The sequence below is a fragment of the Novisyntrophococcus fermenticellae genome (assembly GCF_018866245.1).
Classification (GTDB): domain Bacteria; phylum Bacillota; class Clostridia; order Lachnospirales; family Lachnospiraceae; genus Novisyntrophococcus; species Novisyntrophococcus fermenticellae.
On the sequence record NZ_CP076458.1, the window covers coordinates 1764626 to 1775776 of the forward strand.

Annotated in this window: 10 protein-coding genes; 1 reads left to right on the forward strand and 9 read right to left on the reverse strand. The window is 43.2% G+C overall.

Translation table 11 applies throughout. The features are described from left to right. Positions 1–6 precede the first annotated feature (6 nt). The 8 genes from KNL20_RS07990 to KNL20_RS08025 form a co-directional block, all read right to left on the reverse strand. Entirely contained in the window at positions 7–1416 is a 1410-nt protein-coding gene (locus tag KNL20_RS07990; protein ID WP_230397258.1) for a L,D-transpeptidase family protein, read from the reverse strand. 128 nt (positions 1417–1544) lie between these two features. Further along, entirely contained in the window at positions 1545–3290 is a 1746-nt protein-coding gene (locus tag KNL20_RS07995) for an ABC transporter ATP-binding protein (protein WP_230397259.1), read from the reverse strand. 16 nt (positions 3291–3306) lie between these two features. Further along, on the reverse strand, positions 3307–4098 hold the full coding sequence (locus KNL20_RS08000; protein WP_230397260.1) for a ZIP family metal transporter: 792 nt from the start codon (positions 4096–4098) through the stop codon (positions 3307–3309). Between the two features lie 40 nt (positions 4099–4138). Further along, complete coding sequence (locus KNL20_RS08005) at positions 4139–4639, reverse strand: GreA/GreB family elongation factor (protein WP_230397261.1); 501 nt, start codon at positions 4637–4639, stop codon at positions 4139–4141. 42 nt (positions 4640–4681) lie between these two features. Continuing rightward, a complete protein-coding gene (locus KNL20_RS08010; protein WP_230397262.1) occupies positions 4682–5272 on the reverse strand; it encodes a cytidylate kinase-like family protein in 591 nt (196 codons plus the stop codon). Positions 5273–5281: 9 nt separating this feature from the next. After that, positions 5282–5974: an LrgB family protein gene (locus KNL20_RS08015; protein WP_230397263.1), complete on the reverse strand. Its 693-nt coding sequence runs from the start codon at positions 5972–5974 to the stop codon at positions 5282–5284. After that, entirely contained in the window at positions 5971–6324 is a 354-nt protein-coding gene (locus tag KNL20_RS08020; RefSeq protein WP_230397264.1) for a CidA/LrgA family protein, read from the reverse strand. The genes KNL20_RS08015 and KNL20_RS08020 overlap by 4 nt, the downstream gene beginning before the upstream one ends. A 143-nt stretch (positions 6325–6467) precedes the next feature. Beyond that, positions 6468–9209 (reverse strand): YhgE/Pip domain-containing protein, encoded by a 2742-nt coding sequence (locus KNL20_RS08025; RefSeq protein ID WP_230397265.1) that lies wholly within the window; start codon positions 9207–9209, stop codon positions 6468–6470. Between the two features lie 206 nt (positions 9210–9415). Between KNL20_RS08025 and KNL20_RS08030 the strand changes: the two genes are divergently transcribed. Beyond that, positions 9416–10006 carry a TetR-like C-terminal domain-containing protein gene (locus KNL20_RS08030; protein ID WP_230397266.1) on the forward strand — a complete coding sequence of 197 codons (591 nt, stop codon included), beginning with the start codon at positions 9416–9418 and terminating at the stop codon, positions 10004–10006. 31 nt (positions 10007–10037) lie between these two features. Here the strand turns inward: KNL20_RS08030 and KNL20_RS08035 are convergent, their stop codons facing one another. Beyond that, entirely contained in the window at positions 10038–11147 is a 1110-nt protein-coding gene (locus KNL20_RS08035; RefSeq protein ID WP_230397267.1) for a DUF362 domain-containing protein, read from the reverse strand. Positions 11148–11151 lie beyond the last annotated feature (4 nt).

An 11151-nucleotide genomic window follows, 5' to 3' on the forward strand; every position in this document is an offset into this window, starting at 1 on the left:
TTAAGATTAATAGACCACGACCGGAAATCCATAAGCCACTACATCGTAGATTTGCTTTACTGCTTCCAGAGGTGTATTGACACATCCATGAGATCCGTTGGTCAGATAGATATTGCCGCCATACGATGCACGGTTAACGAGGTCATGAATCCCGATTGTAAAGTCTTCACTATAAGGAATCCAATAGTTGCAGTGTGCCGTATAAGACGGTTTTCCTGTTGCGGGATCTACCTTTCCTGTCATGGTATAGTCTGTTCTTCTTCCTTTGACTTTCCATACACCTCCTCTGGGTGTATCATGTCCTTTTGCTATATCCCCTGTAACTACCGGAGTGGATACAAGGAGTTTTCCATCCACATAGCACCACGTAGTCTGCTGATCAATGGATATTTCCACGTAAGAATTCCCAATATCATTGCTTTCCCTGCTTTTCGCAGAATTTGTATAGCTCACCTCAAAATCTCCCTGTGTGCCGGAATCGATGGCACTCATCAGGTTGGCAAGTGTCGTATCGGTATCCATCACCCATCCATAGTCTCCCGCTGTCAGTTTTACAGTACCGCCGCCGGTTTTTGTAAATGTCCTGCTACTTCCTGCCGTATTGTATCTGTTGGCCAACGCTGCTACATAAGCCGCAGCCTTATTCTGATCAATAGAATCAGTTCCGGATTCGTCCTGTATAATCCAGGTTTTCAGCAATCCGGCATCTACTGTCTCTGTTCTTCCGCTTCCAAAGTTCATGGTCAGTTTTGCCGATATCAGCTGATTCAGGTGATTTAGCCTGTTAATCAGCCCTTCATCGTCCTGATAAACAGATGGTTTCAGATAGCATTCCGTCTTCTCCAGATCGAGTTCCTTTTTATCAGTAAGTACTGCATCCTTTACTGCTTCAATCACCAAATCCCTGTTCAGCTGATTTCCCTCTGTCTCGGGGGTAATTGTAAATCCGGTCTCTGTTTCTTCAATCACCGCATCGCCGGGCGGTGTTACATTTGCTTCCTGCATGCAGTCCAAACCATCTACTACAGATGCCAGGGATTCATCGGAAAGATTAACGGATACCTTTAAATCATGAACCTTATTCTTGAAAATTTCCACAATCCACAACCACGGTTTCTGTCTTTTAAGAAGCTTGTCCACTTCCCCATCATCCTCGAAAGAAATTTGGAGCTGCTTCGCTGTCACAGTTTCAATGGTATCATCCTTTTTTCTGATAGCAAGTGTATATTCCTGGATGGAATCAGCTACCTGCTTTTTTACTGCCTCCGTTCCCAGGTATGTACTGTCTGTTCCATTGACCGTAGTTCCCGAATAAAAATGTCCCCAAAAAAATAATGCTGCTGCTATGTAGGCTGCCGCCATAAAAGCCAGCAGGACCCCTGTAACAGTCAGCAAAATTTTTTTCTTCTTCGTCATATTTCCGTACCTAACCTTTCAACCTTATGTCAACTTCCCGTTGCATGTTGAGGATGATTATAGCACAAAAATATCCAGAATGTTTTACAATATTAAGAAGATTCTATTTCTTTTATTTAAGTTAAAGTTCAGCGCATCTGATACAGCTTGGAGTATTCGCCTCCCATCTTCAGCAATTCTTCATGTGTACCTTCTTCCACAATTCCGTTTTCATCCAACACAAGGATTCTCTCAGCATTTCTTATCGTGGACAGTCTGTGGGCAATTACAAAGGTGGTTCTGTTCTTTGCCAGCTTCTCTAAAGATTCCTGTACCACATGTTCGCTTTTATTGTCAAGGGCCGATGTGGCTTCGTCAAATATTAAAAGCGGAGGATTTTTCAGAAATACTCTGGCAATCGAAAGGCGTTGCTTCTGACCGCCGGAGAGTTTTACACCTCTTTGTCCAATGTCCGTATCATATCCATCCGGCATCTCCATGATAAAGTCATGGGCGTTTGCCGCCCGCGCTGCCCGGATAACTTCTTCATCCGTTGCATTCGGATTGCCATATCGAATATTATCTATAATTGTACCAGCAAATAGATAAACATCCTGCTGGACGATTCCAATACGATCTCTCAGATCTTTCAAACAGATGGAACGGATGTCCATCCCATCCAGATAGATTACCCCTGAGCTTACATCATAAAATCTCGGAATCAGGCTGCAAAGTGTAGTCTTGCCTGCCCCCGAGCTTCCCACCAATGCCACATATTCGCCCGGTTTTACTTCGAGATTCACATGAGAAAATACTTCTTCTGATGTATCCTCATAGTGGAAGGATACGTCTTCAAAACGAATCGCTCCCTTTACTTCATCCTTCAGATGTACCGCATCCGGCCGGTCTTCGATGTCAGGGGCAATACTTATGATTTCCTGAAACCTTTCATATCCCGAATAACCATTCTGAAACATTTCTGTAAAGTTTACAAGTTTCTTCACGGGCTCTGTAAAGTTATTGATATACAAAAGAAAGGTCACCAGATCGGCTGCAGAAAGCTGATCCCTTGTCATAAATATGGCACCTACAACCAGCGCTGCAACCGTAATCAACGTGGTGCATGCGCCCATTCCAGATTGATAAATGGCCATATAACGATAACTTGTACGTTTGGAATCCACAAAGCGTTCATTGCCCGCCTGGAACTTTCCCATCTCTACTTTTTCATTACCAAAAGATTTCACTACGCGGATTCCCGACAGGCTATCCTCAATCTGGCTGTTGATATCCGCAATTCTTCTCCTGTTTTCTTTAAAAGCGTTCTTCATCCTCTGGTTCATATACACTGCGTACAGGAGCATAAGTATAACAATGGCCATGGAAATCAGTGCAAGCGGCAGATTGATAAATAACAGAATGATAAATGCCCCTACTAGCTTGATGACCGATATCACAATATCCTCGGGACCGTGGTGCAGCAATTCACTTATGTCAAATAAATCACTTGTGATACGAGACAGCAGATGCCCGACTTTCTGGTTATCGTAAAAAGCAAACGATAATTTTTGATAATGGGAATAGATTTCATTTCTCATATCCCGTTCAATCATCGCCCCCATTGTATGTCCGTAATAGGTAATGTAATAATTGCAGCCCATCTCAACCAGTACCATAAGGATTAGCAGCATTCCCAGTTTAAATATTCGGTCTGTAGCCTCTGTAATCGGCAGATTGACCGCCGTTCCCGTGATATAGCGGACCAGTAACGGTATGGCAAGTGTTATTCCCGCACCTGCCATGGCAAATACCATATCCGATATAAACAAACCTTTATAATTTTTATAGTATTTAAGAAGTTTCTTAAAATTTCCTTCTTTTTTTCTTGAATTCATGTCCCTTTTTGCTCCTTTAACCTAATGCAACATCTAATATCATCATCACAACAAATCCGACAGCAGCTCCTATGGTTCCTATATTACTGTGATCTCCTGTCTGTGCCTCCGGAATCAGCTCTTCTATTACTACATAAATCATGGCACCGGCTGCGAATGAAAGCAGGTAAGGAAGTGCAGGCTGTATAATGCTTGTCAGCAGTATGGTGATTAATGCAGCAATCGGTTCAACGATTCCTGACAATGTACCATAAAGAAAGGATTTTCCCTTTGAAAAACCTTCGCTGCGAAGAGGCATGGATATAATCGCCCCCTCCGGAAAGTTCTGGATGGCAATTCCTATTGCAAGTGAAAATGCACCTGCCATGGATATAAGTGTATTTTCAGCCAAAACTCCTGCAAATACCACGCCCACAGCCATTCCCTCCGGAATGTTATGCAAGGTCACTGCCAGAACAAGCATAGTGGTTTTTTTTAGCTTCGCACTTTTGGATGTAATCCCCTCCGGTTGTTCGTCATTCAAATGAAGGTGCGGAATAACGGTATCCAGCAGCAGCAAGAAAAATATTCCTGCCATAAATCCCACGGCCGCCGGCATCCATGCAATCACACCCTGCGCTTCTGCCATATCAATAGACGGCATGAGCAGTGACCAGACAGAAGCTGCGATCATCACTCCCGATGCAAAGCCCAGAAGGGATTTTTCCACTTTGATTCCCATATTTTTTTTCATAAAAAAAACCATGCCTGCGCCCAATGTGGTGCCGGCAAAGGGGATGATGAGTCCCCAAAATGTGTTCAAATACATGTCTTCCTCCTCATATCTTCTGTATGTTTTCCGAATAATTCTAAAACTTTCTGATCGTATCTGTCTCCTCTCCGACAGATTTATCAATCTTCTTTATCATAACATTATAGCTGTAGGAATCACTGACTCTGACTCTCACATGCTCTCCGGCCTTACGGCCCATCAGTGCTCTCCCCAGAGGAGATTCCGTACTGATATATCCTTTCAGAGAATTTCCCCGGATGGATGTGACCAGCTTATAGGTTTCCTCCAGATTATCCTCCGGCAAATATATGGTCACTTTACTATCTAATCCCACTTCGTCTGATTTCGAATGGTCCTCCACCATTCTGGAATTCTTCAGAAGTCTCTCCAGATAACGAATTCTGCTTTCGTTCTGATTTTTGTCCTGCTTCGCTGCATGGTACTCAAAGTTTTCGCTGAGGTCACCCTGGGCCCTGGCCTCCTTCACAGCCTCAAGTGCCTGTTTGCGATAAACCAGCTTCCGATACTCAATCTCTTCCAGAATCTTCTTTATATCTTGTTCTGTTAAGTTTTCCAATGTTCCCTCCGAATTCTATTATATAAGCGTCCATATCTTTCGTCAACTCCAAACCTCCTTGATAAAGGCTCTGCGTTTATCTATATAATCAATAATCAGATCTGCACTATGTGCGACGCCCAGTTTTCCGCTGTCAATGCTTAGATGAAAATTAAACATGTCGGCCCACTCCTTACTTGTATAATATTTATAGAAGGAACTACGGTGTCTGTCTGTTTTCTCAATAAGTGTTTTGGCCTTTGATTCACTCAACTGATAATCTCTCGCAATACGCTGAATCCTTAAATTCAGATCCGCATGTATGAATATACTGGTCAATCGTTCATCATTTTGAAAAATATGATTCCCACACCTTCCCATAATGATACAGTCGTTCTCTGATGCAATTTTTTTCATTACGGCAAAGGGAATCTTCCCCCGTTCTTCTATAAGTTCACTCATGGCAATTGCATAAATCAAACTATTCACCGGCTCCTCCAGAAGGAATGAACGTACCTCATCAAAATCACTCATACCCTGCGCAGCATCCAGCAGGGACTCTGCATCGTACAGGCGGATACCATAATGTTTTGAGAGGATTTTTCCAATCTCTAACCCTCCACTGCCGAATTCTCTTTCAATTGTAAGAATCATAGTATCCTCCTATCGTATATAACTGAACATTGTAGCTGCAAACACTGTCAAAAGACCGGCAACAGCAATTGCAAGGGAACTCATGGCACCTTCGATTTCTCCCATCTCAATGGCTTTCGCGGTACCAATTGCATGTGCAGCCGATCCGATTCCGATTCCCTTTGCTATCGGTTCCTCAATTTTGAAAACTCTGCATACCAGATCTGCAATCATATTTCCCAGTACACCGGTAATTATGATGACAGCGGCTGTAATTGTTACATTACCGCCAAGTTCTTCCGATACACCCATACCGATTGCAGTCGTAATTGACTTAGGCAACAGAGTAACATAGTTCTCATGATTCAGATTAAACAGGACTGCAAACAGCAGAACCGTAACCATCGTGGTAAGAATTCCGGCACATGTTCCTGCAAGAATTGCCTTCCAGTTGCTTTTCAGTAGTTGAAGCTGCTGAAAAAGAGGAACCGCGAGGCAGACTGTGGCAGGTGTCAGCAAATAGCTTATATAGACTCCGCCTTTGCTATATGTATCATAATCAATGTGTAGTACAGATAAAACCATCATCACGATAATAATAGAAATCAACAAGGGATTAAATATCGCTTTATGGAATTTTTTCCTGATCAATACTCCGATTTCATAAGCAAATATAGTTATAAATGCTCCAAAAAAAACTGACTGGCCAAAAAAGCTGCTCATTTATTTTTCTCCTTACGTATGATACACTGTGTCACCCTTCCGCTTATACTCATAACCGCCACGGTTGAAACGATGGTAATTACACAAACCGGAAGCAAAACCGGTTTCAGACTGCCCCATGAAGTCAAAAGTCCCGCTGCAGCAGGTATAAACATCATAGGCATGATTTCGATCAGAAATGTACTTGTTTCTTTTATCTGATCCGTTTTTACAATCCCTGTAATCAATGACAACAGCAACAGGATAAGTCCATAGATACTTCCCGGTATCGGCAGGGGTATCACATGATGCAGAAGCTCACCTAAAAAGGTCATGCTTAAAATAATTGCAAACTGTTTTATATATTTCATCTCTCTCCGGCTCCTTTGATATTGACTGTCGCTTCATATTATAGCATATAAAATTCATACTGAGCCCTATTTCTTTCAGAAGAAACTTTTTTAGTCAAAAAGCTGCCCCGTAGTTCACGTGACAGCTTTTTTTCGTCAGTTTGTTAAGCCAATCCTGCTTTTTCTATATAGTCATACAAACTTTGTTTTCCTCTTTTCAATCTCGATGCACGAATCTGGAATATCCATACGGTCATTGCGGTAAATACTGCTGTTAATACGGCAAGAGCGAATACAGCATTTCCAATCTTGCTTCCTCCTGCTATCGTTGCACGGAAAGCATCCACCGTGTAGCTAAATGGCAGCCACTTGTGAATTTTAGCAACAAATGAACCCGACAGTTCAATTGGATAAGTTCCGGCAGAACCCGCAAGTTGTACCACCATAAAAATCAACATGATGAAGCTTCCTACTTTTCCAAAGAGTACATTAAAGAAATACATGATTGACATGAATGTCATTGATGCGATGCAGGCCACAAGTATTGTTTTTCCCCACTCCACAGGTCTGAATCCATTGATCAGATACAGCATCCCAACCATGGCAGATGCCATGAGCACCGCAATCGGATAAATTACAGCTGCTTTACTGAGCCACCATCTAAATCCGGATTTCAATTCACCACTATACTCGGTCAATGGATACATAATGCAGAATGCGATACAAGCTACCCAAAGCCCAACGGACATCATGTACGCGGCCATTGCATGGCCATTATTTCTGACATCTGTAATCTGCGTTTCTTTTGCCTCCACCGGATCGGCGAATTGATTTAATGTATTATTATCTGCAGAAATTTCATTGACCTCCCCTGCCCCATCTTCAAGGCTTGTTTTCAATGCATCACTGCCTTTCAAAACATCATCCAAACCATCGCCCAGTGTGGCAGAAGCATTCGTCAATTCGCTGGTAGCATCCCAAATCCGGGATGCCCCAATCGATAACTGACTGCTGCCTGACAATAGAGACTTGCTGTTAGAAATCAGTTCCTGTGTCCCACTGTTAAGGCTTGTAGTTCCATTCTTTAACTGATTTACGCCATCCGCTAACTGGAAAACACCGCCAGAGAGCTGCGGCAGTTTGCCCATTAAAGCTTCTGTTCCCTGCTCCAGTGCATGGCTGGCTGTATCTAACTGGTCAACTCCCTGATACAGGTTTTCTGTTCCTGCCTTTAACACAGAAGTTCCCTGCCTTTGAAGCTGTCTGGCACCTGACTGGGCAGAAGCGATACCTGCAGTCATCAATGGTGCACTTGTTTTCAATTGGCTGGTTCCATCCGCCAGATTTTTAATCCCACTGTTCAGTTCATCCGTTCCGGAGGCCAGGCTTTGGGAATTTTCCGCCATGCTGTTCATCCCTCCCAGAAGTGCTGCACTTCCCGCCTGCGCCTCTTCAACCTTTGCTACATATTGCTGCAACGCCTGCTCTTTGTAATTATCAAGTGCGGTTTCCACTGCATTCTCTATATTGGCATTATCCGGCAGCGTCTGCACATTGCTATTTGCTGTTCTTGCAGCATCCTGATTGCTCTCGGCCAACCCGATGGCCTTCCTGGCTATCTCGGCTATCTGGGCTGTATCACCAGATGCTACGGCTGTATCCAGCATATCAGAAAGGTATCCCACATCCTCACCTGCATCTCCGGCAGAAATGCTGTCCGCTGTACTTATAAGTTGATTGGACAATTCTGCTTTTACTTTATCCAGTCCGTTGTATAATTGTTCCGCACCCGGACCGGCCAGCTGCGTCAATCCTCCATTCAGTTCCAGGGCGCCGTTTTGCAGACTTTTCATGCCTTGATTCAGCCCATTCATACCTGTCTGGAGTTTTGCCGCTCCTGTTTTCAGACTTTGTGCTCCTGTATCCAACTGCTCAGCAGATTCCGGGAGCATAGAAGTCTGGTCTCTTAATTGGCTCAGTCCGGCATTCAGTGTGCGCATATTATCATCTACATGGACAGCTCCGTCTTTTAACTCCCTGCCTCCGTTCACCAATCGGGAAGTTCCATCGGATAAACCTTTGGTTCCTTCTGCAAGCTGTCCGGCACCTTTCGATAGTTCGGGTAATTTAGCCTGGACCTCATCCGTACCAGCTTTTAGTTGTGATACTCCTGCATTCAGCTGTTTTGCACCTTTATTCGCCTGCTCCACACCCTGAATATATTTTTCAAGGCCCTGTTTCAGCTCATCGCTTCCACCTTTAAAAGTCAGTGTGCTGTCAGAAAGAAGCTGCAGATTAGCTGAAATTTTCGTATTCCCATCGGAGAGCTGTTCCAGGCCTGATTTCAGAGTACCAGAGCCGGCAGCTGCCTCATTCATCCCTGCTCCCACTGTCCCTATCTGCTCAAACATTACCTGCGCATAGGTCTTTGTCACCTCCGTTGCCACGGAATCCTTGATTTTTGATAAAGCAGACTCGCTCATTTTAGTGGCAATGTAGTTTCTTCCGGGATTCGTATCGTATAGAAGAACCATCTTTTGTGGTTTGTCATCCAATAGTGTAGAAGCATTTTTTGAGAAGTTTTCCGGAATGGTGATAACCATATAATACTTTCCATCTTCAAGACGTTTTCTTGCAATAGAAGAATTTACAAAATCAAATTTCAGCGAATCATTCTCTTTCAGGTTAAGTACAAGCCTGGAGCCAACGTCCAGCTTCTCATTATAATATACAACCTCCTTATCTTCATTGACAACAGCCACCGGAAGCTGTTCCAGCTGTCCGTAAGGATCCCACATGGAACCTAAGAACAGAGTCGTATAAATTGTAGGAATTGCTACAATCGCAATCAATACGATCAGCAGCATCTTGTTATGAAGAAGATTCTGCCATTCATTTTTAATCATCTTTTCTATCCCCTTTCTGTCAATATACTCTCTATAGCTTAATAGATGCAGTGTTGCTTTTCTGAACATTCTGTATTATACTAAGGTCAGTTAAGAGATACAACCGTCAATGAATCACATGTATATCGAATAGCAGACAGATGTGTGTATATATATTTAAAACTATACATTTTTTAAAAAACTGTCTATTATCAGGAGGCGCTATTATGGCTGAAAAGACTGATCGACGTATCAGAAAAACAAAAGCCCAGCTGCGTGCAGGGCTTGCGAAACTAATGAACGAAAAAAGTATCCGCGAAATTACGGTAAAAGAATTGGTGGATAAGGTTGATATTAACCGTTCAACATTCTATCTCCATTATACGGATATTTATAACATGTTGGATGAGATTGAAAAGGGCCTTCTGGCTGAGATTGTTCACGCGATTGATGCGCACCCGATTGGATTGAATGAAAATACATTTCCATTTATTGCGGACATGTTTTCCATATTGTCCGAAAATAAGGATATCTGTATGGCACTTATGGGTCCGAACGGAGACAGTACCTTTATCTATAAAATAGAGGAAATTATTGAAGAAAACAGCATGCAGGCCCTCAACCGCTATTTTCCCCACCCCATAGAGAATCTGAAGTATGCCTATGCCTTTTGTCTTTCCGGATGTATAGGGCTGATAAAGATATGGCTAAACAGTAACGGTAGTGAGACTCCTGAACACATGGCAAAACTGACATACCAGATGGTTCTCAATTCTATGACTGTGTTTGCCGATTTTAAAAGGAAAACAGCTCAGTAGTATGGATCAAACGCGTTTTAAAGCTTAAACTTCAAAACGCGTTTTTTGATTTTTCTAAATATTCTTTTAAAAAAGCATAAATCTGTTCTTCCGTAGGCGGGCAGCCCTCCAGATGGCAGTCAAACTTTTTCGTACAATGCCCGATTCCTAGTGTCCCTGTCTTTCCACGATATCCCTGTCCAATAGCAATTTTCGTATCCAGTTTATCTAATACTCCCTCTTGTTTTAATCGATCCAGCGCGGGTATCAGATATCCATAGCATGCGGAGCAGGAGTCCACCTCATCCACAGCATCCTCCAACGCGATGATTTTACGATTCCGGGGAATATGCAGTTCTTCTGTTTTCTCATTACAGTTACATACTACAGCCTGTCTCCAGTCTCCACATCCGACACCCAGTTCCTCTGCTATACCAATATATGGGACGTCCTTTTTTTCATAATTCAGCATATGGCAGACATAGGCATCACACAGCACCGGATCTGCCGCAGTCCATACACGGTTCATCGGCACGGGGTTTCCTCCATCCTCAAAGTCCAGATCTCCGCAGATGTTGTCGACCACGATGAAATCCTGATGTATCCCCAGCCCCAGATGTGCAATCGGCTTGTGCAGTCCGATAGAATGAAAGCGGCGTTTTTCCCTGTTTGGAATCAGTCCTTTCATATTCTTAAGTGCGCAGGTAATCCTGGTCTGGCAATGTCCTTTTAATACTGGTACATTGATTAAAAAATCTACGCTTTGGACACAGTCACAAATCTCCAGCTCCATCCCGCCGCACTCATGCGCATGGGCTTTTTCTTTTTGTGTGTCGATAAACGGCACGTTATATGCTTTAGATAAACGAATAAATCCACAGACTTCCGCCGAGTCCTCCGTCTTATCTCCCACCCAGGAGCCTTCCATCATCACAATATGCCTGCAGCCATGCTCCTGGAGATATTCTATAATTCCGGCTGCAACTTCGGGATGTGTCGTTGCACCATAAGAGGCATCACTGGGAGACACCAGATTTGGTTTAATGCCTATCGCTCGATTTGTATCTCCAATTCTTCCTATCAGGTCAGAAGCAGACAGAATTTCCTTTGTCATTTTCTTATAACTTGTACCATGTATCATTAAAATTTCTTTATCTGTCATAATT

Coding starts and splice junctions, on each gene's coding strand:
- KNL20_RS07990 (WP_230397258.1), bottom strand. CDS start 1,416: ATGACGAAGAAGAAAAAAATTTTGCTGACTGTTACAGGGGTCCTGCTG.
- KNL20_RS07995 (WP_230397259.1), bottom strand. CDS start 3,290: ATGAATTCAAGAAAAAAAGAAGGAAATTTTAAGAAACTTCTTAAATAC.
- KNL20_RS08000 (WP_230397260.1), bottom strand. CDS start 4,098: ATGTATTTGAACACATTTTGGGGACTCATCATCCCCTTTGCCGGCACC.
- KNL20_RS08010 (WP_230397262.1), bottom strand. CDS start 5,272: ATGATTCTTACAATTGAAAGAGAATTCGGCAGTGGAGGGTTAGAGATT.
- KNL20_RS08015 (WP_230397263.1), bottom strand. CDS start 5,974: ATGAGCAGCTTTTTTGGCCAGTCAGTTTTTTTTGGAGCATTTATAACT.
- KNL20_RS08020 (WP_230397264.1), bottom strand. CDS start 6,324: ATGAAATATATAAAACAGTTTGCAATTATTTTAAGCATGACCTTTTTA.
- KNL20_RS08025 (WP_230397265.1), bottom strand. CDS start 9,209: ATGATTAAAAATGAATGGCAGAATCTTCTTCATAACAAGATGCTGCTG.
- KNL20_RS08030 (WP_230397266.1), top strand. CDS start 9,416: ATGGCTGAAAAGACTGATCGACGTATCAGAAAAACAAAAGCCCAGCTG.
- KNL20_RS08035 (WP_230397267.1), bottom strand. CDS start 11,147: ATGACAGATAAAGAAATTTTAATGATACATGGTACAAGTTATAAGAAA.